This window comes from Leuconostoc garlicum (assembly GCF_001998805.1).
GTDB classification, from domain to species: domain Bacteria; phylum Bacillota; class Bacilli; order Lactobacillales; family Lactobacillaceae; genus Leuconostoc; species Leuconostoc lactis.
On record NZ_CP016329.1, the window covers coordinates 142,826 to 167,227 of the forward strand.

A 24,402-nucleotide genomic window follows, 5' to 3' on the forward strand; every position below is an offset into this window, starting at 1 on the left:
TACGTACTAAATTTTATAGTTCTTGTTCAAAATCAGCTGGTGTATACAACTTCAACCAGTTACTGAAGATGAATTGTGCAATAAATCCGGCAATGATTGGAATAATAATCCAAGCAATCAAAGCTGTAAATGGATTAATGAAGTGGTTCATCACGTTTGCTGGAATTGATGGATCCTTCACCATTGATTGGATTGGTGAAACTAATCCAATGTAACCGAATCCAGCAGTTGTTGGTGTTCCTTGAATGTTGAACAAAGCAACCGGAATGGCAGAAATTGCCGCTGCCAGCATGAATGGTAGCATGGTTACCGGCTTAGCAAAGACAGATGGCATCATACCCTTCATGGCACCTAGCGCAATCGCTACTGTGACACCAGGCTTGTTAACACGCCATGAGTTAATCAACAAAACAATTGTTGTGGCCACAACACCCATTGCGGCAGCACCAGAACCGATACCTGACAATGAAATAGCCAAAGCAATACCAACAGTTGAAACAGGTGTAATAATGATAATTGAGAACGCCATGGCAATCAACATAACCATTGGAATTGGTGCCAAACGTGTGAACGTTTCAATCAAGTTACCAATCCAAGTTGTGACAGCCCCAACGTAAGGTGCAATCATCTTACCAAACAAACCAACACCACCACCGATGATGATTGGGCTCAAAATGATGGCAACAGAACCAAAGCCCTTCAAGTAACGGGCAACTAACCATGTCACAAAGACTGCCACGGCTGCCACGATCATGGCATTGATCACATCACCAGCGCCGCTAGCGATGTAGATATTACTTGGCGCAATTGTCTTAGCCCCTGTAATTGGGTTCACAAAGCCAGTTGGTACTTGCGCCCACTTGATTGAACCAGATGCTGCAGCTGTTGCAATTGCCACAACCCCAACATCCAAACTCTTCATCTTAAATTGCAAGGCAACTGCCAAACCAATCAAAACGGGGATGAATGATGTGAACAACGTCAAAATTGCGCTGAGATGTCCACCAAATGTGGTTGTCCCCAAACCAGAATATTGAATGATGTACTTCATTACCGCAGATGGTAACACACCAATCAAAATACCTTGCGCTGAACCAGACAAAACTTTAAAGAAGAAATCCTTCAACTTAAGTTCTGTATCACCACTAAATGTTACTGGGGCATTTTCCACAGCCTTACGAGCGTATTCTTCATTACGTAAGGCTTGTGAATCTTTTGAAGCCCACTTTTGGCCTTCTGCTTTAATCGTCATAATTTCCCTCACCTAAAATTACAGCAATCCATAACTGTATTGCTAAGTTTTTTCCATCAAAATTTTACTACGTGCCATACCGTGACACAAAATGACATAAGAAAACCCGCGGCTACTGCGGGTATTCCTTTGTTTAGTACTTCACAGCATTTGCAGGTGTTTCACCCTTGGCAAATGCTACGGCAGCATCAAATGATTGATGTACCATTTCACGCACAGCGTGCGTTGTATAGAATGCTGTATGTGGTGTCACATAAACATTTTCACGTGAGATTAAGTCATCCAAACGCTTGTCTTCCAAACCGTTTTCTGACCAGTCCTTGTTGAAGACACCAACTTCGCCTTCATAAGTATCCATGACGAAGCCAAACAACTTCTTTGAATCCAATGCGGCAACAACGGCATCTGTATCAACCAACAAACCACGAGAAACGTTGACCAAGACTGCGTCATCCTTCATCTTAGCAATTGTTTCTGCATTGATCATTTGATCATTGACACCTGGAATGTGTGGTACGTGCAATGACACGATGTCTGATTGTTCAAGCAATTCATCCAATGTATCAACGTAAACACCTTCAGCTTCAAGTTCTGGGTTGCGGTAAACATCATAAGCGACAACCTTTGCCCCGAAACCTTGCATGATTTCCAAGAAGACACGGCCGATGTGACCTGTTCCAACAACACCAACAACTTGGTCACGCACTTCACGACGGATTGTTGGTTCCCAACGCAAATCACGCTTTTGCACTTTGTTTTCCATCACCTTAGCTTGTGACAACAAAGCAGCAACTTGGATGGCTGCGTGTTCAGCAATCGCGTTTGGTGAGTAAACTGGGACGTTTGAAATGTTGAAGTCCAAAGCCTTTGCTGTTTCAAAGTCAATGTTATCTGTTCCAACATTACGCAAAGACATGTTTGTTACACCAGCTTCTGCCAATGCCTTCAATGTTTCCGGCGTATAGTCTAATTGTTGATAAACAACCACTGAATCTGACCCCTTAGCCAAAGCGGCTGTTTCTGGTGTCAAAAGTTCTTGGGTGTAATCAACTTCAACTTCTGGATGAGCTGACTTCCAATCTTCTAACGCTGGCTTTTCGTCATTACGAATACCGTAAGCAAAAATCTTCATAATATCCTCCAAAAATTTTATTACTATCTTATTTTACCCTATATTGTGCATATTTGCACGTGAAAGTATTAATTTAATGAGATTATTATATTGCACGCATTACCGTGAAATCCTGATGATATTACATCTCATTTTAACTGATCAAGTTCATTTCTAGCTAATAAAAAAGCTAACCGCAACTCACAAAGTTATCGATCAGTTTTCTCATCATCACTTGACAACTGGCTTTTCCCCAGATTTCGTCAAAATACCGTCAATAAAGCCGTACTCCAACGTTTCTTCAGCGCTCATCCAATAATCACGTTCTGTATCATGTGCAATTGTTTCCAAATCTTTGCCAGACGCATCGGCCAAAATACGGTTCAACTTTGCCCGTGTTTTCGTCAATTGTTCAGCAATAATGGCCATATCTGTTTGCTGAGTACCACCAGCAGCACCACCCATTGGTTGGTGAATCAAGTATTCAGCATTAGGCAACATGAAACGGTGCCCTTTTTCACCAGAACTGGCAATAATTGTTCCCATTGAGGCCGCCAAGCCCATCACAATAGTTGTCACCGGCGCCTTAATAAAGTTCATGGTATCGGTAATTGATAGCCCAGCAGTGACTGAGCCACCAGGTGAATTGATATACATTGAAATTTCTTTCGTTGGATCTTGGGCTTCCAAAAATAACAATTGGGCAACAATTGAAGTTGCCATGCTATCTTCGATTTCGCCTTGTACCAAAACAATACGATCTTTTAACAAACGTGAAGGCAAGTCATAGCTTTCACGGCCGTTTGCTGTTTGTTCAATAACTCCTGGCCACATAGTTGTTAAGCTCCTTTTCATGGTCCCAGTTTACCATCCCCACCAACAGGTGGCATGATAAACTGGTCAATTATGTGTCACTCGATGTCAGTACCGAGTCACTAAGACTATTTTAGCACAAACACAGTTAGAGTGCTAAAATTTGTTTTACAACTTCGCTAAGTCAAACGGTATCTCATCTTTGATCATTTGTTCTAGCTCTTTTAACTTCCGCATGCGATGATTCGCCCCAGATTTACTAATTTCTAGATAGTCTCCCAGTTCAGCTAACGAGGCATCTGGATGCTCTAAACGGGCTTTAGCGATATCGCGTAACTTTTTGGGTAACAAATCTAAATCCCCAATGGCATTGGCAATAAATAGAATCTGTTGCACTTGTTTGTTAGCCGCATCCGCTGTTTTTTGCATGTTTGCCATTTCGGCATTCATCATGCGATTGACTGAATTACGCATATCACGCATCATACGGATATCTTCAAATCGCAACATGGTCTGAGAAGCCCCAATCAGCGACAAAAAATCCACAATCTTTTCCGCCCGCTTAAGATAGACAATAAAACCGCCCGCACGATCAGTAATTTTAGCAGGCAAGTTAAATTCTTGCATCATTTGCAACATTTTTTCAGCGAGTTCTTCGTGGGTTGTAAAAATTTCTAAATGATAATTGGCTTTTTCTGGCGAGTTCACTGAACCAGCTGCCAAAAAGGCCCCACGTAAAAAGGACCGTCGCTTATCCTTTTGGTTTAACAGACGGGCTGGGATCTCTGGATGTAGCCCAAAGGGATCAACCCCTAAATCAGCCAACACTTCCTCAACCTGTGTCTTCAGCAACACACCATAGGATTTATGCTGTGATAAATAGCTGTGATCAGCCATTGTCACTTCAACCACCACGCCGTCATAATTTTGCGTTAACAACGTGTAAATACGGCGCGCAATCGCGGCGTTTTCGGTTTTGACAGACACGGTTTGGTCAAAGCCCAGCGTACTGACACCATTCATACGCATCAGGGCCGATAATTCTGCTTTAGCGTTACCATCATGAACCAGTAACCCTGTTAATTCTTTTTTGACATCAGCCGCGTATGACATATTTTCACTCCAAAATTTGCATCAATTCTGCCATGATTTTATCGCCATCATGGAACGCCCCGGCATCACGCAACTGTAGAAAGTCTCCAGCAATTTCTTGCGCGCCCTGCACAGCAACAGCGGCAGGGTCTAATTTCACTTGGTTAGAAATTTCATGCCATTTTTGAAAATCAACGAAATCATCAGGGACAATCGCATTGTTGGCAATCACGTAATCAATCACTGGTGCGCCAATATGAGCATTTAAGGCTAACAAATGCTGCGCATCCGTGTAAGCGTCTGTTTCACCTTTTTGCGTCATAATATTTGAGATATAGACTTGCTTGGCAGCCGTTAATCGTAATGCTGTCCGTACTTCCGGTACCACCACATTGGGTAGAATTGAGGTAAATAAACTGCCTGGCCCATACACAATCATGTCAGCGTCCAAAATCGCCTCAACGACTTCTGGTGCAGCTCTAGGGATATCTTGTGAGGCATCACGTGTGACCCAAACATGATCGATTGTCTTGTGCGCTTTTGTAATTTCGGACTCACCGGCCAAAATATTGCCATCTTTAAATTCCGCGTGCAAAACTAGTGGCTCATTCGAAACGGGGTAAATACGGCCCCGCACTTTCATAAAGTCTGCCAGGTGCTGCACAGCATCAAAAATGCTATCATGCATTTCAGTCATGGCGGCAATAATCAAATTTCCCACCGCATGCTGGGCAAAAAAATCGTCTTTGGCATCAAAACGATATTGCATGACTTGTTTGATGGCCGGATCCACGTCTGACATTGCCACTAAGATGTTGCGAATATCACCAGGGGGCACAATATTAATGTAATTACGTAGTAGACCACTTGATCCACCATCATCCGCAACCGTGACAATAGCGGTTAAATCGATACGTTCTTTAACAAGCGGTTTAATAATGACGGGTAATCCTGAACCACCGCCAATGATCACTATTTTTGGTTTATTTGGCATATTTCCAATTGTTCAAACTACCTGATACCATCTGAGACCAGCGACAAAGCAGCAGTCGCAGACGGGTAGTCAACGTCTTCACCTTCCTTGATTTCTTTTCATTATCTCACATTTTAGCATGATAGTTGCAATTTTTCAGATTTTTGGTATACTTATTATATGTAAGTAAGATTGCTAGTATGCTTGTGAGCATACCGTCCCTATTTGCAAATACAAACAAATTGGAGATCTCATCACATGACAGAAAAATTAGATATTGCTTCAGCAGCACGGAAGTTAAAGAGCCCAAATATCAAAACACGCAAGCGTGCTTTGAAGGCTATTCACGACTTAGCTAAGCAAAAGAAAGCATCACGCTAATCGTCATTAAAAGCCCACTGTTCTGAGAACAGTGGGCTTTTTTCTGTTATTAATTTGCTGCCCGCGCCAAATCACGCGTGATAATTTCTTTAAGATATTTACCCGTGTAAGATGTGGCATGCGCCATCACCTTTTCAGGCGTTCCAGTGACCAAGACGTTCCCGCCACCTTCACCACCTTCTGGTCCCATATCAATAACCCAATCAGCTGATTTAATCACGTCTAAATTGTGCTCAATCACCACGACGGTATTCCCCGCCTCAACAAGTCGTTCCAAAACGACCAGCAAACGGGCAATATCATCGACATGGAGACCAGTTGTTGGCTCGTCTAAGATATACATTGTTTTACCGTTGGTGCGTCGGTGCAATTCTGAGGCAAGCTTCATGCGCTGGGCTTCACCACCCGATAGGGTCGTCGCCGATTGGCCCAACTTGATATAACCAAGACCAACATCCACAATCGTTTGTAACTTACGGGCAATTTTTGGAATTGGGGCAAAAAAGGCTAGCGCCTCTGTGGTTGACATGTCTAAAATTTGTGAAATGTTATGCCCTTTATATGTCACTTCCAACGTTTCCGTATTATAACGTGTGCCGCCACAGACTTCACAAGTGACGTAAACGTCAGGCAAGAAATTCATTTCAATTTTAATCACACCATCACCACGGCAATTTTCACAACGACCACCCTTGGTGTTAAATGAGAATCGGCCTTTGTTGTAACCCCGCATCTTAGCTTCGTTTGTCTGCGCAAACAACTCACGAATATCATCAAATACACCGGTATAGGTTGCCGGATTAGAACGTGGCGTGCGCCCAATTGGTGATTGGTTGATGTCGACAACTTGTTCAATGTTGTCAACGCCTTCAATCGTACGATACTTCCCCGGCTTTTCTGAATTATGATTTAACTTCTGCTTTAACGCGCGCTTCAAAATTTGGTTTACCAGTGTTGATTTACCGGAACCAGACACCCCTGTCACGGCCACAAATTTGCCCAAAGGGAATTTGACCGTCACGTTTTTCAGGTTGTTTTCTTGCGCCCCTTTAATCGTAATGGCCTGACCATTACCCTCGCGACGCTGAGTTGGTACTGGAATAAACTTTTTCCCAGACAGATACTGACCCGTCAGTGAGTTTGGATTAGCCGCCACTTCTGCTGGCGTCCCAGTCGCGACAATTTCGCCACCCAAAGTACCCGCACCAGGGCCGACATCAATCAAGTAATCAGCAGCTAACATCGTATCTTCATCGTGTTCCACAACGACCAACGTATTCCCTAAGTCACGCATGTTTTGCATCGATTTAAGCAACATGTCGTTGTCGCGTTGGTGTAACCCAATTGACGGTTCATCTAAAACATACAACACGCCGGACAGATTAGAGCCGATTTGCGTGGCTAGGCGAATCCGTTGCGATTCACCACCCGACAATGTGCGAGCAGCACGTGACAATGTCAGATACTGCAAGCCCACGCTCGCCAAAAAGCCCAAGCGGTCTTTAATTTCTTTAATGATTGGCGCGGCAATCGTCGTATCTTGTTCACCCAGTTGAATGTCATTAAAGAATGCCAATTCTTGGTCAACTGGCAATTCCGACACTTCACCAATATGGCGACCATTAATTTTAACCGAGCGAGCCGCTTCATTTAAACGGTAGCCCTGACAAGCTTGACAAGTCAACTCTGTCATGTAATTGGCCATTTGATCGCGGGTAAACTCTGAATTGGTTTCGTGGAAACGCCGTGAAATATTATTGATAACCCCTTCAAAAGGAATATCCACGTCACGAACACCGCCAAAATCATTTTCATAATGGAAATGAAAATCCTTGGTACCTGATCCTTGTAAAATTAATCGTTGTTGTTTTTTAGGTAATGCTTTGAATGGGGTGTCCATATCAATGCCTGATTGTTCAGCAAATTGCCGTAACATTTCAGGATAATAATTCGAGGAAATCGGATTCCAAGGCGCAATCGCCCCCTCACGTAAAGTTTTACTGTCGTCTGGCACGACCAGATCAATATCGACTTCACGTGTGACACCCAATCCTTGACAAACTTCACAAGCCCCTAGTGGTGCATTAAAACTAAACAACCGCGGTTCCAAGCGCCCAACGCGAAAATCTTTCAACTGACCCAGATAGTGATCAGAGAATTTCAATGGGGCAACTGCTGGTTCACCCTCACGCGTCACCACATCCAACTGTACTAAACCATCCGTTAAACGCACGGCGGCTTCGATGGCGTCAAATAGACGTGAGCGGGAATCATCACGTAACACAATACGGTCAATCATTACGTCAATATCATGGGCCGTTTCTTTATCTAGCGTTGGTGTTTGCGCATCCAATTCATAGATGTCACCGTCAACCCGCGCACGAATATACCCCTGCTTGCGCATGTTATCAAACGTCGTCTCATGTGACCCACGTTTGCCGACAATAATGGGTGCAAATACTTGCAAACGGCTGCCAATGGCCAACTGTTGATAAACATATTCAACCATTTGGTCAATGGACATCATCACTTTAGTGCCATCGGCTGGTTCATCTGGTCGTCCAACGCGCGCATATAACAAACGGAAGTAGTCATTGATTTCTGTCACCGTCCCGACAGTCGAACGCGGATTATTAGACGTTGTTTTTTGGTCAATTGAAATTGCCGGCGACAAGCCATCAATTGAATCAACATCGGGCTTATCCATTTGCCCTAAAAATTGGCGGGCGTAAGATGACAAGCTCTCGACATACCGTCGTTGTCCTTCTGCATAAAGCGTATCGAATGCCAGGGATGATTTCCCAGAACCAGATAACCCTGTGATAACCGTTAACTTATCTTTTGGAATATCCACATCGATATTTTTTAAATTTTGGGCGCGAGCGCCACGAATTTCAATATTAGTTTTCGCCATAGATTTTAAACGTTAGCCTGCTGACTACCAGCCTAACGCCTTTCCTTATCCTAAATTTCATTGCTCATTTCATTATAACAAGCACTACCAGTGACGCTGTTATTTTGCTTATACTACAACAAAGCTTTCAGAGACATTACGCTATCTCGCAATTGCGCAGCTTCTTCGAAATCTAGTGCTTTGGCCGCAGCTTTCATTTGATTTTCCAAATTTGCAATAATATTTTTTTGTTCGTCCTTTGGCAAATCTTTAAAGGCCACTTGCGTCAAATCAATTTTTTCGCCAGTTGTTGTCTCAGTCCGGACAGAAATCAAATCTCGGATCGGCTTTTTGATCGTCATAGGGGTGATCCCATGCGTGGCATTATATTGCAGTTGAATTTCACGACGACGTGCAGTTTCATCGATGGCTTCTTGCATCGACCGCGTCATCTTGTCAGCATACATAATCACATGACCATTGGCATTACGCGCCGCACGCCCAATGGTTTGAATCAGTGACCGTGGATTACGCAAAAAGCCTTCTTTATCCGCATCAAGAATCGCCACCAAAGAGACTTCTGGCACATCAATTCCCTCACGCAATAAGTTAATCCCAATCAACACATCGTATTTACCCAGTCGGAGGTCACGAATAATTTCTGTTCGTTCTAGTGTTTTAATATCCGCATGCAAATAGGCTACTTTTAAGCCAACATTCTTTAAATAGTCGGTTAAATCTTCCGCCATTCGCTTGGTCAAGGTCGTAATAAAGACCCGTTCGTTCTGATCAACACGCTGGTTAATTTCGCCAACCAAATCATCAATTTGTCCCATCACCGGCCGGACTTCAACTTCGGGATCCAGGAGACCAGTTGGCCGAATAATCTGTTCTGCCACATGATCTGGGGTCACCCGCTCGAGTTCATAATCACCAGGCGTTGCCGACATATAAATGATTTGGTTGACCCGTTTTTCAAACTCTGGTAATTTAAGGGGCCGATTATCTAAAGCCGACGGTAGACGAAAGCCATAATTAACGAGCGTCTCTTTCCGTGCCTTATCCCCATTAAACATCCCGCGAATTTGTGGCATCGTCACATGGCTTTCATCCGCCACAATCAAAAAGTCATCGGGGAAGAAATCCAACAAGGTAAAGGGTGGTTCGCCTGGTTGACGCCCATCCATCCAACGTGAATAGTTTTCAATCCCGCCAACAAAGCCCATTTCTTCTAACATCGCCAGATCATATTCTGTCCGTTGCTTAATGCGTTGCGCTTCAATTAACTTGCCTTCGGCCTCAAACTTAGCGACTTGCGCGGTCATTTCATCATTGATACCGGCTAACGCATAGCGCATTTGATCATCATTAGTCATAAAATGTTTGGCCGGATAAATGGCCACAAAATCACGCTCCGCAACCGTCTCACCCGTCAACGAATTGATTTCTCGAATGCGATCAATTTCATCCCCAAAAAACTCCACGCGTAACGCCATCTCGTCTTCTGATGCCGGGAAAATTTCCATAATGTCACCGCGAACACGGAATGTGCCACGGCGAAAATCGATGTCATTTCGCGTAAATTGCACATCGATTAAATCACGCATCAATTGTTCACGGCCATACTCATTCCCCACCCGTAAATTAATCACGTGTTCTTGATACTGGTGCGGATCACCCAAACCAAAAATAGAGCTAACCGAAGCAACCACAATAACATCGTTGCGTGATAACAGTGAACTAGTGGCCGAGTTTCGCAATTGGTCAATTTCATCATTGACCGCGGAGTCTTTTTCAATGAAAGTATCTGAACTTGGGACGTAGGCTTCTGGTTGGTAGTAATCATAGTAAGAAACAAAATATTCTACCGCATTATTGGGGAAAAACTCTTTTAACTCGCCATAAATCTGCCCAGCCAAGGTCTTATTATGACTTAAAACCAAGGTTGGCTTTTTGACACGTTGAATCACATTGGAAATAGTAAAAGTTTTCCCTGTCCCCGTCGCGCCCAACAGGATTTGTTCTTTCACTCCAGCATTGATGCCACGCACTAATTGGTCAATCGCTTGGGGCTGATCACCAGTTGGTTCGTACTTTGACACCACTTCAAATTCATGCTTGGCAACATTTTCACGCATAGTTTTCTTCCTTAGTCGACTTTATTTCATTATACAATAAAACGAACAAACGTTCTATTGTTTGTTCGTTTTATTTTGAGGATGAACTGGCATCCTGCCCATTATTATCAGCTGGTTTCAACTCTGGTGCATCAGTTTGATAATCACCAAGCGTTGATTTGCCTTTATTTTTAGCGAGTACACTAGATGGATTTGTTTGCTGTGCAGCCTTTAACGACGCAAGACCAGCAGTCTTTTTGTAGTCTAATGCTTTTTTGTTAACCGCATGGAAATCTGGTCGTGCCGTATCAAAGCGCAACAAGTCACCCGTAATAACCGCATCTGAATTTTCCAAGACTTGGTCAACATACTTTTGCGTTGGCCCCGCTATCTTTTTGAGACTTGGGTCACTGGCAAGCGTCACTTGCTCACCCGTTACGGTATTAAAGTACTGGTTGTTATACTTCATATAAGTCGGTGTAATCCAATCCCCATCACGGAATGGCACAATCCCCTCATACTTTGGTGACAACATATCCTGCCCAAACATGATCATATTGTTATCTGGAATACCCAACAGGTCAAGCAACGTTGGCATCATATCAATTTCACCACCATACGTGTGATCTACCCCGCCCTTAAGACCAGTTGCGTGAATCATGAACGGTACCTTTTGGAACTGAGCTAAATCATAGTTGGCGACTTTATCTTTGCCTAATAGCTGTGCGATAGCTGGTTGATGGTTCTCAGAAATACCATAATGATCCCCATACAAAACAAAGACTGAATTATCATACAAGCCAGCTTTTTTCAAATAGGTCATGAATTCGCCAAAGGCTTGATCCAGATAATGCGCTGTTTGCACGTACCCATCCACAGTGTTATCGCCAGTCGTTGTGGCTGGGAAATCAATATTGGCCTTATCGAGATCATAAGGATAATGATTCGTGACCGTAATTAATTTCGCATAGAACGGTTGTGGCAATTGTTCCAGGTACTTGGCACTATCTTGCAGGAAGATTTTATCTTTTAAACCATAGCCAATATTGAAGTTTGGCTTATCCGCATTTGGGTAATATGACTTAGAAAAGAAATAGTTATAACCAAATGACTTATACGTGTTATCACGATTCCAGAAGCTCGCCACGTCCCCGTGGAAGGCGGCCGTTGTGTAACCACGCTGGCTCAATACTGCGGGGAATGATTCAAACGTATTGCTTGTCCCATACTTCACCATGGCTGATCCAGTAGAAAGCCCAAACAATGAGTTTTCTTGCATCATTTCAGCATCAGAAGTCTTCCCTTGACCAACTTGATTATAGAAGTTGTCAAAGCTCAACGTATTTTGGTCATGGTAGAACTGGTTCAAATTTGGCGTGACTTCACGTCCATCAACTTTATAATCAATCAGGAATTGTTGGAATGACTCCAAATGGATCATGAAGACATTCTTACCTTTTTGCGTCCCATAATATTCCAGATTATCTGGTAATTGCTGACTCGCAACAAACTGTTTAACCTTGGTTAAATCAGCTGGCTTCGCGCGCTTCCGACTCTCCGTTTGATTATAAGTTTGGACAGCGTTGAAGACCGCATACTCATTTAGACCAAGATACTTCACAATATAGTTATTATCAAATGATCGCGTGAGCAACCCTGAACGATCAGCCGAGGCAATCCCGTAATCGACAAACATTAAGGCGACACCAAGCAACGTTGTCAAAACGGCAAAACGGCGTTGCACCCCTTTACGGTCAATCGTCAATTGCTTAAAGAGGACCAAGCCAATTAAAATTACAATGTCCAGAAAGACCATGTAATCTGACCAGTGAATAATAGCAGCAATCGACTTTCCTAAGTTATTCCCTGTTGAACTACCAGAACCCAAAATGCCCATTGAGAGGAAATCAGAAAATTCACGGTAATACAAGATATTGGCAAACAACCACAGGGATTGAATGAAATTAAACAAAATTGCGATCCAGTAACTCAAGACGCCTCTAAAATAAAGCGCAATACTTAAGAGGATAATCGCTGTTGGCCATGGATTTAAGAATAACAAAAACTGCTGCGTTGGCCCATCAGCACCAAGATTGAAATTCATATGGTAGTTCACAAACGTTTTGAACCAAACGAGCACAACGTTCAACACAAAGAACCACACAAGCGGTGCGGAGGTATCCATTGTCTGCTTAATCTTCAGCCAAATGGCTTTCGGTTTGGGCACTTTATTGAGCAAATTTCGCATATTTTTTTCCTTCACATACGTCGTCACATCACCGAATAATCTATCGGTCAGCCTGCGTATTTAAAATATTAATTTAAAATCATGGAGGACATCATAAACTTCAATCGCAACCAAGTCAATATCATCAAATTGAAATTGACGCACTTCACGATGTTCATGGACCGTCCAAATTTGTGTGAGTTGATCATAGTCAACTTGCACGGCTTCAATACCAAAAGCATCAAAACGGCGCGTTTGATACGGCGTATCCGTCGCATCAACCATTGCCCGTAACCGTGCCAAAATTTGCTTTAAGTCACTCACCGGATACGTTTTTTCAACTGTCATGGTCGCTCCTCTCTACTAACTGATCGCGCAGGTACCATATAGGCAATAATACCAGCAAATAGACCAAAATAGTACGTAATGAGACGCCAAATTAAGATCACCAAAATTAACGTTGCTGGATTTTTAACAAATGGTGAAAATAGCAATTGGAAACTCAATTCCGCGCCCCCAACCCCACCAGGAATTGGAAACAGGGAAATAACCATCACAATCATGATGTTCATTGTGATAATTAACCAAGGATTCACCTGGGCATAACCGAACGCGCGAATAACAAAATACGGAATGAGATAAAAAACCATCAATTGCAACACGGTAAACACCGTAGCGCCGATCAATGATTCCCAACTGCTAATCACGCGCCGTGACTCACGATGAAAATTGGCAACTTTCTGGGTAACTGTGGACAATAACTTGTCATACCGCTCACGCGATAACATTTTTTGGAACATCGGTGCCACCATATCCACTAATTTGAGCGTCAATGCTGGCCAGAACATGACCAACAGGATACCGATAATCACGACGGCATGAATCGCAATGGCAAATGGAATAAAATTAGCAAATGCGGGGTCAACCTGTCCGTAAATAAAATGTTCCGCCGAAAAGTAACCTATGATAAAGAATACCACGACGACCACTTGGTAAACTAAAAACTTCATGAGAATGACGGACATGGCGCGTCCAGCTTCAACACCAGCACGCGTCATCCCAAACAATTGCGCTGGTTGGCCACCAGTCGCAAACGGTGTTAAGCCTGTACCAAGTAAATTAAGCAATGGCACACGTAACAAAGCTATGACAGATGTCTTGTGACGATCTGATTTGTTGAGCATGACATAAGTGGCAATCGCCTCAAGCAAAATGGACAACAGCATCATGACCAGTCCCCCGACCAGCCACCGCCAGTCAAGGTGCTTTAACGCCAAATTGAGTTGATAACCTTTACCACGTAATTCTGTTGTCAAAAAATAAACAACAACACCAGTCAATATCACGACAACAATAGCAGAAACTTTATCTGTTTTAGACATATTCTCCTCCTTGCCCGTGACTACCCTTCTAAGACTGCCTCATAAACTTGTTGTAACTGCTGGCCAATTGCCGGTAAATTCCGAGCAACAGCTAACTCATAGCCAGCCGCACTCAGATCTGGTAGCTCGCCGTTTAATATTTTGACCATTTTAGTATCAAAATCTTCAAGATTCTTGGCTTGATAGCTATTCACCCCATCTTGTAACCAAGGCTTATAGACGGGAATATCACGCACGAGCACCTTTTGTTTGGATGCCAAGGCTTCTAAAACAACAATCCCTTCCGTTTCTTCAAAGGACGGATATAAAAATAAATCTGCGCCCTGATAGGCACCTTGGATGACTTCTCCAGTGATATAACCTGGGAAAATCAAATTCCGCGGATGGTCGCCTTTAATTAACCGACTAATTTTAGCGGGAACCAGGCGCAAATCCGTATACCCAAACCAAATAAAAACGTATTCGGGATGGCGTTGCGCTAAGGTGACAAAATCTAAAATCCCTTTACGCTCAAAAAATAACCCCACGCTCATCACAACTTTTTGATCTGGTGACAAATCAAAATACGTTCGAAATTTGGCAACTTTATCCGCGTCTGGGGCATATTTATCGAGGGGAATTCCATTGGAAATTGGCGTGATGGGTTGTGATAACCGATACCCGCGCAACAACTGCTTAGAATAAGGGGTTGGCGTAATCAACGCATCCGCCTTTTGATATAGCGACACCAAATACCGCTTAAATAACGGTGCAATCAGATTTGAACCGGTAAATGAATTTCTAAAGTCTTCATAAGTGGAGTGGCCATGATAGACAACCTTTTTGCCCATTTTATGAGCCGCATTCACCATGTGGTGGCTCTTCACGCCGTAGGTATTGATGTGTAAGACATCATAATCCTGCGACTTTGGATCCGTTGTGACGGTCACATCCGTATAGCTCAAAGCAGCCTGTTGCAACTTTAAAGCGCGCCCAATGCCAGATTTTGCAATCCACTTTTGGTTTTCAAAATACAGTAAAACTTTCACCTAATTTCTCCTAAATGGATTTCGTAAGATCCGCTTCATGTAACCCACTTCATCATCCGTTGGATATTCATCTTCTGCATCGTCAGAATGATAATTGTCCAAAACGTCCTGGTAAAAAGCCAACATCCGTGTTGCAAAAGTATCGGCATCAACATCTTGCATTTTATTTTGACGTAACGCGTGATCAGCTGACGTCATTGGGCGTGTGAGGTATTTTTCAATCCCTGCCAACAATTCGTCATAATCTGACACTAATGTCCCGATGGCATCATCATCCACCAAGTTATCAAGATAAGGTGAGTGCATCGCCACAAACGGCCGATCGGATGCGATTGCTTCAATGAACGTGAGCCCTTGGGTTTCTGTATCAGATGAGCTCACAAAAACATTGCACATCTGATAATAGTCGGTCACATCATCGTGATCAACCATACCAACAAATAACACTTCCTGGGTTAAGTTCAATTCGGCTACTTGCTCTTCAAGCGCCTTACGTGCTGGGCCATCGCCAGCAATCACTAAACGGGCATCTGGTTGCGTTTGCAATAATTCTGAAAAAGCAGAGATTGTTAACGCCACGTTCTTTTCAAACGCTAAACGCCCTAGTGACAAAATCACGGGTTGTTCGGGGGTAAACCCAAACTTTTCTCGTAGATTAACCCGTGAACCGCCACGTCTTGGCATTTCAACACCTGTTGGAATAATACGCATCGGTGCCTTGACGCCATAACGAATCAGGGTTTCTTGTACCAGTTGAGAGGGTGCGACGACCCCAGACATCCCCAACATATAGGCTTTCATCAATGTGCCAACGCCTTTAGGCCCAATTAATAACCCTTTTGCCACGTAATGCGTGTAGTCTTCATACATGGTATGGTACGTGTGAATAGCTGGTATTTTAAGTTGACGGGCCACAAACTTACCCATCAAACCAAGCGAGAACTCTGTTTGGGTATGCACAATATCTAATTCAACAGATTTTGCAATTTCAACGGCCTGAATTAACCCACGAAACGCTAAGCGACGATCTTTAAAGCCAACATAAGGCACACTCGAAAAACGATAGATATGGGGTTCAAATTTATTTTTAGACACTTTCGGATCAGTTGAAGTGAAAATATAGACTTGGTGGCCTTGCGCTTCAAGTGCATCTTTTAATGTTTTGATCGAAGTCGCCACACCACTGACTTGTGGAAAATACGTATCCGTAAAGAGACCAATATTCATTGTGTCCTCCAAAGTTTATATAGACATTAAAATTTCGATAAATAGCAATACTACAATTATAGCATAAAGTATTTTGACAACTAAACAACGGCTGACAGCCGTTTCGCCTTGAATTCAAACAAAAAAAGCCACGGCTAATGTGGCGTACCCCGAAAGTTAAAGCAACTTTCGGGGTTTTATTTATGACTAAAATTTCAAAACAAATTAAACTTCAGGCAATTCAAGATTATCTGTCTGGAAAATATTCCATACGTGGCATTACTGCTCGATATGGTATTGCTAACAGTGTCTTTCGCATGCTTATTGCCGCATACAAAAGTTTTGGATCAGATATATTATTTAATCCACCAGCAATCACACCTGAATTTAGGATTAAAGTGGCATCATGGGCCATTCAAAATAACGCTTCTCATAGTCAAGTGGCTGCTAAGTTCGGCTATACAGGCATTGCCCAAATTGTTTCGTGGAAGAAGATCTATTCACAACTAGGGCCAAATGGGTTATTATCTATTCAAAAAGGACGATCACCTAGAATGGCTAATAAGAAACCTAAGCAAGTAAAACAGCTCACAGAAACTGAAAAACACATTGCCCAACTAGAAGACGAAAACCTACGACTAAAGATTGAAAATGAAGCGTTAAAATTATTAGCCTCGATTCAGCAACGAACCGACAACTCGCAGAAGTAGCTTGCCGGCTCGAGGCGCAATTTAAATTGGTGGCTATCCTAAAGGTTCTGCCAATCGCAGAAAGTACAGTGCATTACTGGAAACGACAGTTTAAAAATGATGACCCTGATGCACCCCTTCGTGCGGCTATTAGGACAATCTGGGAAGCTGATAATCACTACGGTGTGCGAAGAGTGTATTTAAAGTTACGTCAACAACCAGCGTTTAAAGCGGTAAATCACAAGAAAGTACAACGGCTAATGCATGAAATGGGGCTAAAGGGTGTTGGCTACAATAAGCAATCACGTCAGTATGATTCATCCAAAGGACCTGAAGGAAAACGTGTGAAGAACAAGCTTCACCGTCGTTTCAAGACTAATCGGCCATTACAAAAATTAGCTAGCGATGTTACTGAATTTAAGATTTCAGCGACTGGTGAAAAGGTCTATTTAGAACCGATTCTTGATATGTATAACAATGAGATTCTTACCTATGCCATTAGCACGCGTCCAGATCTCGCCTTTACCTTACAACCGCTTAATCAGCTCGTAGCGCAACTGCCAAAACTTTCGTATCGTACAACAATTCATACGGATCAAGGCTGGCAATATCGCCACAGAACATGGCGTAAAACACTAAAGAAAAACCACATTATCCAAAGCATGTCGCGTCGTGCGACTGCTCTAGACAATGCGGTGATGGAAAGCTTCTTCAATAAGCTTAAAGTTGAAATCGGGCCACTAAACAAGTATTCATCAGCTAAAGCGTTGATAGAGGCCGTTAAAAAGTGGATACTGTATTACAACAACACACGCATCCAAACAAAATTAAACGGCCACTCACCGGTAGAATACCGACAACTGGCCGCTTAATGAACTAAACTATTTTACTTTAACTTTTTGGGTACACCACATAACCGTGACTTTTTACTAGTCAAAAACCATTTGATTATGATAAAGTTCCGCATAAAAACCGTTTTCTGCGACCAGTTCGTCATGTGTCCCTTCTTCGATCACCTTACCGTCTTTTAAGACCACAATCTTATCTGCCCCTAGAATCGTCTTCAAACGATGGGCAATCACAAAGCTCGTCCGACCAGCAATCACATTATCCATCGCTGCTTGGATGCGCGCTTCCGTCACCGTATCAACGTTTGACGTCGCTTCATCTAATATTAAGAAATCAGGATTAGTTAGAATTGTGCGAGCAATCGACAATAATTGTTTTTGCCCCGTTGAGAAAACAGAACTTTCATCATTGACTGTCGTCTGATAACCATCCGGTAAACTCATGATAAAGTCATGAATATTAGCTTGTTTGGCCGCATCAATCATGTCGTCATCACTAGCTGTTGGCCGACCAAATTTGATGTTATCGGCCACTGTTCCGGTAAACAAAACGGAATCTTGTAGCACAATCCCGACATGATCACGCAATGATTTCAAATCTAATTGCCGAACGTCAACCCCATCAAAGGTAACCGAACCACCCGTCACATCATAAAAGCGGTTTAACAGATTCATAATAGTCGTTTTACCAGACCCAGTTGGCCCGACTAACGCTACCATCTGGCCCTTTTTCACATCAATCGACACACCGTGTAGAATTTCTTTGTCTGGTTGATAGCCAAAATGGACATCGTTTAACGCGACTTCGTGCTTCAAATTGGTGAGTTGTTGGCCATCTTTTGGCGACACTTCTTCTGGTTGATCATGCACATCAGACAACCGTTGTGCCCCCGTCATAGCCAGTTGTAACATGTTATAAATCGACGTGATTTGCGTAATGGGTTGATAATATTCTTGTGAATAGTTAACAAACACGACAATCAATCCCAGACCGACCGCCTTATCCATCCCATCATGCACCACTAACCAAGAGCCAAAGAAAATCACAATCGCCAAGTTCAGTAAAGATAGCCCCTGCATCAACGGGAAGAGCAAACCAGAATAAACTTGTCCCTTAAACGTCGCTTGTTTCACTTTTTCATTATAAGGCAAGAAACCAGCCACCGACGCTTGTTGCAAGCCTTGCGTGATAATCACTTTTTCACCATTGATTTGTTCGTTGATGTAGCCGTTCATTTCACCAATGGCTTCTTGTTGCTTGTTAATATTTTTGCGAGCTTGCATAATGACAAACCCCGCAACCAAAATGGCCAATGGTGTCGAGGCCATCGTGACCCAGGCAAGTTTGACATTTTGGCCAAACATCATCCAAATGACCCCAATATAGAGGATTGCTTGCGAAAGCAATTCAAAGATGGCTTGGTTCATCGCATTGAAAATGTTATCCAAATCAGACGTAAACAACGACAAAATTTTACCATCTTGATGGGTATCAAAATATTTGATGGTCATCCGTTGTAGCTTACCAAATAAGCCAATACGCATTTTCCCCGATGTTTTAGCTGAAATTCTTGACGACAAAAGGCTAGAGATAAACATTGTCCCCGCTGATAACGTAAAGCAAATCATCATGGCAATCAATGCATTATAAAATGGCGTCTTGCTGGCAATCGCATGGGTTGCCGGATTCATCACGTCACCAAGATAACGGGAGAGTTCTGTAATCGCCTGTCCCATATAAACGGGTGCTTTGACTTGGAAATAAGTCGATAGAATCGTGACAACCACCACAAAACTGAGGCTCAGCCAGTAGCGTTTCAAGTAACGATAGAAATAGCGCATTGCGCGTTGAAAATCATGCATGCTTACTCACCACCTTTTGCCTTTTGCGTCTCATAAATTTCCCGATAAATGGCTGAAGATGCCAACAATTCCGCATGCGACCCACTGCCAACTAAGCGGCCGTCATCTAGTACCAAGATGCGATCGGCATGCAAGACAGAGCTGATTTTTTCAGCAATCACAATCGTTGTCGTGCCAGCTAATTCTTTATCAAGTGCTTCTTGCACCAGCTTTTCCGAACGCGCATCCAAAGCTGAGGTTGAATCATCTAAAATCAAAATTTTAGGGGACCCAACAACCCCACGAGCAATCGACAAACGCTGTTTCTGACCACCAGAAAAGTTCGCTGATCGTTCTTCAACCAGATGTTCAAACCCATCTTCATAACGATTCACGAATTCGGCTGCTTGCGCAATTTCAGCTGCACGTTGGAATTCAGCTGAAGTGGCATCTGGTTTCCCTTGCCGAAGATTATCTGAAATTTTCCCACTAAATAAAATGGCCCGTTGCAGGACAAATGACACCGCTGAACGCAATGACTTTTCATTGACATCCTTCAAATTGACACCACCCACTAAGACCTCCCCTTTAGTTGGGTCATAGAGCCGTGGAATCAACTGGGCTAACGTTGTTTTTCCTGATCCAGTTGCCCCAACAATACCGACCATTTCACCTGCTTTAATCTTAAATGAAATATCGGTCAAAGCAGGCTGTGTATCACCTGGATACGTAAAGGAGACATTTTCAAACGCCACATCGCCGGTTAAATCAACCGCTGGCGCATTCGGATTGAATGTCAAATCAGGCTTAGTATCAAAAATCGCCTTAATTCGACCTAATGACACAAAACCACGTGACGCAAAGGTTGACATCATCCCCCCAATCAAAATAGCAAAAAAGATTTGCATTAAGTAGGCGATAAATGATGTAATCGCAGCCAAATCTTCTGGATGAGCGACCACACTTTGGCCCACAAACCAGACTGAAGCTCCGATGGCAACATATGAAATCAGCATAAAGATTGGAATCATGGTTGAGAACAGATAACCAATCATCATGTTCACGCGCGTCAATTCATCGGAATTATCCGTAAAACGCACTGTTTCGTTTGCTTCTTGGTTAAATGATTTAACGACACGAATCCCTTGTAAATCTTCCTTGGCTAACGTATTCGTCCGATCAATTAAATGTTGAATTTTAGCAAAATACTTCCCCATTTGCTTAAAGACAACTTGTGAAGACAGGACAATCAAGACCACCATTAAGATCACAATCCACCATAACCGTGGTAGTGTCATTAAAGCCAGAATAAAGGCACCTAAAAAGAGGATGGGAATTCGCGTCAAGGTCTGGAGAAACATCATGACGAGTTGTTGCACTTGATTGACATCGTTGGTCATTCGCACGACCAAATTACCCGCTGAAAAGGCTTCAATATTACCAAATGAAAAAGATTGAATTTTACGATACTCATCGGCCCGGATATCGGCAGCAATCCCCTGAGAGACCTTGGCGGCAAAAATGGTATTGATCACACCCGCCAGTAAACCAATCACGGCCAAACTAACCAACGCAATCCCATTTGACCACACGGCTTGTTGGTTATCCGCAATAATGGCATTCATGACTTGTTGCAATAAACGTGGTTGCCACAAAGAGGCACCCGCCATAATGACCACGGCAAGCATCGACAAGATAATCTCGCGGCGGTAAGGTTTGGCGTGCTTTTTTAAAATCTGCATTCTTTACTCCTTTGAATCTGATGCGTTATCACGTCATCATTTAATAGCCGATCGGATCGCATAAAAAAGTGCAGTTGCCTGCACCTTTTATGTCTCACCATCGCTTAATCTGCTGCTAACGCATCAATTGTATTGAGTTTTGCTGCCCGTCGTGAGGGTACAAAGCTAGCAACGAGTGCGATGAACAAAGCGATCACAACGGCAAAAATGACGTTGCCAATCGACACTTGTACGATATCAAAATGAATGAGGCCTTTCAGAGCGCTATTCATGAGCATTTGGACAACATATGCCATCGCAATGCCCAAAGCAGCTGCAATCAAGCCGATTAACAGTGCTTCGTTAGTGAATAGTCCACGAATATCCTTCGCGCGTGCACCAAGGGCGCGTAAGACGCCAATTTCTCGGGTACGTTCAGACACGGACATGTAAGTCGTCACAATAATCATAATGGCTGAAACAAGCAATGAAATGCCGGCAATGGCTGCCAAAACATAAGATGCCAAGCTCGTAATCGTGTTGACTGTGCTGAGAATCTCATCGACTGAGACGCCCACAAAGACTTGTTGGCCATTCGCTTTGACTGCGTTAATACGTGCCATGGTTGCTTTCACGCGCGCTGTATCTTTGATTTCAACGGCAGCAAAGTTCGCATCCGCTACGGCATGATTTGCCGTTAAGTCACGTTGAATCGTTTGCCAATTTTGGATAAATAAGGCGCCTGATTGTCCCCCACTCGTGATGCCACCAATTTTGGCTGTTGTTTTAATCATCACAGGTTGGTTATTGGCATCATATGCCATATAACTAAAGGCCATATCTTGGCCGATAAGTTGCCGATAATTTGGCTGAATTTTCTTGGCAAAATCACGATCAATCAAGACCTCACCATTTTTGGGTTGATGACCGGCCTTAATAATTTTATCGGAATACTGCGGCGTCCAAGATACCAGCTGTACGGGTTCTGAACGCACTTGGCCAGCAGTGAAAATCGCATTGTTGTATTGGCCACCAGGATAAACCGCACTCACACCTGATACCCCACGCAATTGTTTTAATAACTGGTCATCCAATGTTGTGCTGGTATAGTTGGTCGCCCTCGCCTGCATCGTGGCGCGCATGCGTTCCGTTGCAGGTGCTTGTTTATCAGTTGTAGTATTGCGTAAAACGCTTTGATAGTTTGGATTGACCAACGCATCGACTTGATCCCCAATGTAGCTTTTGACCCCATTTCCCAAGCCAAGAAAGAAAATGACTGAGAAAACACCAATGGCCGAACCAAACACAATCAAAAAGTTTTGTAACTTTTTGTATTTCAGATGATCAAACGCCATATTCCAAACGGCCCGACGGCGCAATGGCCGTGAGTGTAACCGGTGCGTTTCTGCTGGTACTGGGAACTTTGGCTTTAAGATTTGTTCACGATCAATGACACCGTCCGCCATGTGCACAATGCGCGTCCCATAATCAGCCACGGCTTGCGAATGGGTCACCACAATCACTAATTTACCTTCTTGGGCAATTTGTTCGAGTAAGGCCAACACTTCAGCCGTGTTAACCGCGTCGAGGGCACCCGTTGGTTCATCGGCAATCATAATATCTGGATCAGCGGCCAATGCTCGCGCAATGGCAACACGTTGCTTTTGACCACCAGATAGTTGCGAGGGATACTTGTGAATATGATCAGCTAAGCCGACCTTTGTCAGTAATTCAGTGGCACGTTGTCGGCGTTCACGTGCTGATAACGTCGTCATATTCAAGCTCGTTTCGACGTTTTCCAAGTTAGTTTGATAATTAATCAGGTTAAAGCTTTGGAAAATATAGCCGATTGTTTCACGGCGATAAACGTCTAACTTTTTGGCTTGCGTGTGGTCCAAGATTTCCCCATTGACCACCACCTGACCTTCAAAGTTGCGATCCAAGCCACCAATAATATTCATCAGCGTGGATTTACCACCACCTGATTCCCCTAAAATCGACACAAATTCGCCTTTTTCAAAGCTTAAGTTAATCCCTTTTAAAACCGGAAAAGCTGTTTTACCGATGTAATACGACTTTCTAATATCGTGTAATTCTAAAAATGCCATTGTTGCCTCACTTTCAATCTGCTGGGGTCACTGCTGCAAAGTCAGGCAATAACTGCTTGGCTAAGTCATATAATTGTTGCTTACTAATAAAATCTTCGGCAAAAATATCCGGTAAGATGTCGGTGGCAATGTACTTCACACTCGCCATCGTCTTAAATTCAGCCAAGGATTGGAGACTGCTTTCAAAAATATTCACAAAAACAGGTTCTGGATTAAACTTGACGAGCTCACCGTATGCTTCATACAGCAAATCAACCTTATCGGCAATCGATAAAATTTTGCCTTCGATGGTGTCATCCTTCCCTTCACCTAAACGGCGGGTATATGCTGCCTGAAACTCTTTAGGGATTTCAGTTTTGATGAAATTTTCCGTCATGGTTTCTTCCACGTCAGCAAGCATCGCCCGCAAATCCGCCGTGGCATATTTAACCGGCGTTTTAATATCACCAATAAAGCGTTCGGTGTAATCGTGATTTAAGGCCTTCTCATAGACTGATTGCCAATTAATCGTCGCGCCATTTTGCTCTTCCACATCCGCTAAAAACTGCGCAATTTGGGCAACTTTCCAAGAATGCGCCGCCACGTTGTGCGGTTGATACTTAAAAAAGCCCGGTGCACGGTTAATCAGTTCTAATTGATTTAATCCCATAAAATATTCGTGCATTGGCATGATCATTCTCGTGTGTCACGCAACAAACTTGCGAGATGACACACGTTCC

At 43.2% G+C, this 24,402-nt stretch carries 19 protein-coding genes; 3 read left to right on the forward strand and 16 right to left on the reverse strand.

Annotated features, from left to right (window positions below; all coding sequences use genetic code 11):
- Positions 1 to 13 precede the first annotated feature (13 nt).
- From A9176_RS00715 to A9176_RS00735, 5 genes are all read right to left on the reverse strand, one after another.
- Positions 14 to 1,252 (reverse strand): PTS transporter subunit IIC, encoded by a 1,239-nt coding sequence (locus A9176_RS00715; protein ID WP_029509882.1) that lies wholly within the window; start codon positions 1,250 to 1,252, stop codon positions 14 to 16.
- A 133-nt stretch (positions 1,253 to 1,385) separates the two neighbouring features.
- Complete coding sequence (locus A9176_RS00720) at positions 1,386 to 2,384, reverse strand: D-2-hydroxyacid dehydrogenase (RefSeq protein ID WP_048701400.1); 999 nt, start codon at positions 2,382 to 2,384, stop codon at positions 1,386 to 1,388.
- Positions 2,385 to 2,594: 210 nt separating this feature from the next.
- On the reverse strand, positions 2,595 to 3,197 hold the full coding sequence (locus A9176_RS00725; protein ID WP_010001192.1) for an ATP-dependent Clp protease proteolytic subunit: 603 nt from the start codon (positions 3,195 to 3,197) through the stop codon (positions 2,595 to 2,597).
- Positions 3,198 to 3,344: 147 nt separating this feature from the next.
- Positions 3,345 to 4,289: a DNA-binding protein WhiA gene (gene whiA / locus A9176_RS00730; protein ID WP_019040415.1), complete on the reverse strand. Its 945-nt coding sequence runs from the start codon at positions 4,287 to 4,289 to the stop codon at positions 3,345 to 3,347.
- Between the two features lie 4 nt (positions 4,290 to 4,293).
- On the reverse strand, positions 4,294 to 5,262 hold the full coding sequence (locus A9176_RS00735; RefSeq protein WP_029509884.1) for a gluconeogenesis factor YvcK family protein: 969 nt from the start codon (positions 5,260 to 5,262) through the stop codon (positions 4,294 to 4,296).
- Positions 5,263 to 5,499: 237 nt separating this feature from the next.
- On the opposite strand from A9176_RS00735, the gene A9176_RS08795 reads away from it, so the two are divergent.
- Positions 5,500 to 5,622 carry a putative metal homeostasis protein gene (locus A9176_RS08795; protein ID WP_010001196.1) on the forward strand — a complete coding sequence of 41 codons (123 nt, stop codon included), beginning with the start codon at positions 5,500 to 5,502 and terminating at the stop codon, positions 5,620 to 5,622.
- 49 nt (positions 5,623 to 5,671) lie between these two features.
- On the opposite strand, the gene uvrA is transcribed toward A9176_RS08795, so the two are convergent.
- From uvrA to A9176_RS00770, 7 genes are all read right to left on the reverse strand, one after another.
- Entirely contained in the window at positions 5,672 to 8,536 is a 2,865-nt protein-coding gene (gene uvrA / locus A9176_RS00740; protein WP_077281870.1) for an excinuclease ABC subunit UvrA, read from the reverse strand.
- A 113-nt stretch (positions 8,537 to 8,649) separates the two neighbouring features.
- Positions 8,650 to 10,653 (reverse strand): excinuclease ABC subunit UvrB, encoded by a 2,004-nt coding sequence (gene uvrB, locus A9176_RS00745; RefSeq protein WP_077281871.1) that lies wholly within the window; start codon positions 10,651 to 10,653, stop codon positions 8,650 to 8,652.
- Positions 10,654 to 10,723: 70 nt separating this feature from the next.
- The gene (locus A9176_RS00750) at positions 10,724 to 12,880 is read right to left on the reverse strand and encodes an LTA synthase family protein (RefSeq protein ID WP_077281872.1); all 2,157 of its coding nucleotides are present in this window, start codon (positions 12,878 to 12,880) and stop codon (positions 10,724 to 10,726) included.
- Positions 12,881 to 12,940: 60 nt separating this feature from the next.
- A complete protein-coding gene (locus A9176_RS00755; RefSeq protein WP_010001201.1) occupies positions 12,941 to 13,207 on the reverse strand; it encodes a YkuJ family protein in 267 nt (88 codons plus the stop codon).
- Positions 13,204 to 14,241 carry a lysylphosphatidylglycerol synthase transmembrane domain-containing protein gene (locus tag A9176_RS00760; protein ID WP_077281873.1) on the reverse strand — a complete coding sequence of 346 codons (1,038 nt, stop codon included), beginning with the start codon at positions 14,239 to 14,241 and terminating at the stop codon, positions 13,204 to 13,206. Before A9176_RS00760 ends, A9176_RS00755 begins: the two co-directional genes overlap by 4 nt.
- Positions 14,242 to 14,261: 20 nt before the next feature.
- Complete coding sequence (locus tag A9176_RS00765) at positions 14,262 to 15,269, reverse strand: glycosyltransferase (RefSeq protein WP_077281874.1); 1,008 nt, start codon at positions 15,267 to 15,269, stop codon at positions 14,262 to 14,264.
- On the reverse strand, positions 15,270 to 16,496 hold the full coding sequence (locus A9176_RS00770) for a glycosyltransferase family 4 protein (RefSeq protein ID WP_048701385.1): 1,227 nt from the start codon (positions 16,494 to 16,496) through the stop codon (positions 15,270 to 15,272).
- A gap of 182 nt (positions 16,497 to 16,678) precedes the next feature.
- On the opposite strand from A9176_RS00770, the gene A9176_RS00775 reads away from it, so the two are divergent.
- Together A9176_RS00775 and A9176_RS00780 are read left to right on the forward strand one after the other, a co-directional pair.
- Positions 16,679 to 17,185 carry a transposase gene (locus A9176_RS00775; protein WP_077281831.1) on the forward strand — a complete coding sequence of 169 codons (507 nt, stop codon included), beginning with the start codon at positions 16,679 to 16,681 and terminating at the stop codon, positions 17,183 to 17,185.
- 29 nt (positions 17,186 to 17,214) lie between these two features.
- Positions 17,215 to 18,036, forward strand: a complete 822-nt coding sequence (locus A9176_RS00780; RefSeq protein ID WP_157093711.1) for an IS3 family transposase — start codon at positions 17,215 to 17,217, stop codon at positions 18,034 to 18,036.
- A 57-nt stretch (positions 18,037 to 18,093) separates the two neighbouring features.
- On the opposite strand, the gene A9176_RS00785 is transcribed toward A9176_RS00780, so the two are convergent.
- The 4 genes from A9176_RS00785 to A9176_RS00800 form a co-directional block, all read right to left on the reverse strand.
- Positions 18,094 to 19,875 carry an ABC transporter ATP-binding protein gene (locus A9176_RS00785; RefSeq protein ID WP_077281875.1) on the reverse strand — a complete coding sequence of 594 codons (1,782 nt, stop codon included), beginning with the start codon at positions 19,873 to 19,875 and terminating at the stop codon, positions 18,094 to 18,096.
- Between the two features lie 2 nt (positions 19,876 to 19,877).
- On the reverse strand, positions 19,878 to 21,596 hold the full coding sequence (locus tag A9176_RS00790) for an ABC transporter ATP-binding protein (protein ID WP_077281876.1): 1,719 nt from the start codon (positions 21,594 to 21,596) through the stop codon (positions 19,878 to 19,880).
- Between the two features lie 104 nt (positions 21,597 to 21,700).
- Positions 21,701 to 23,683 carry an ABC transporter ATP-binding protein/permease gene (locus A9176_RS00795; protein ID WP_077281877.1) on the reverse strand — a complete coding sequence of 661 codons (1,983 nt, stop codon included), beginning with the start codon at positions 23,681 to 23,683 and terminating at the stop codon, positions 21,701 to 21,703.
- Between the two features lie 13 nt (positions 23,684 to 23,696).
- Complete coding sequence (locus A9176_RS00800; RefSeq protein ID WP_029509893.1) at positions 23,697 to 24,353, reverse strand: YfbR-like 5'-deoxynucleotidase; 657 nt, start codon at positions 24,351 to 24,353, stop codon at positions 23,697 to 23,699.
- Positions 24,354 to 24,402 lie beyond the last annotated feature (49 nt).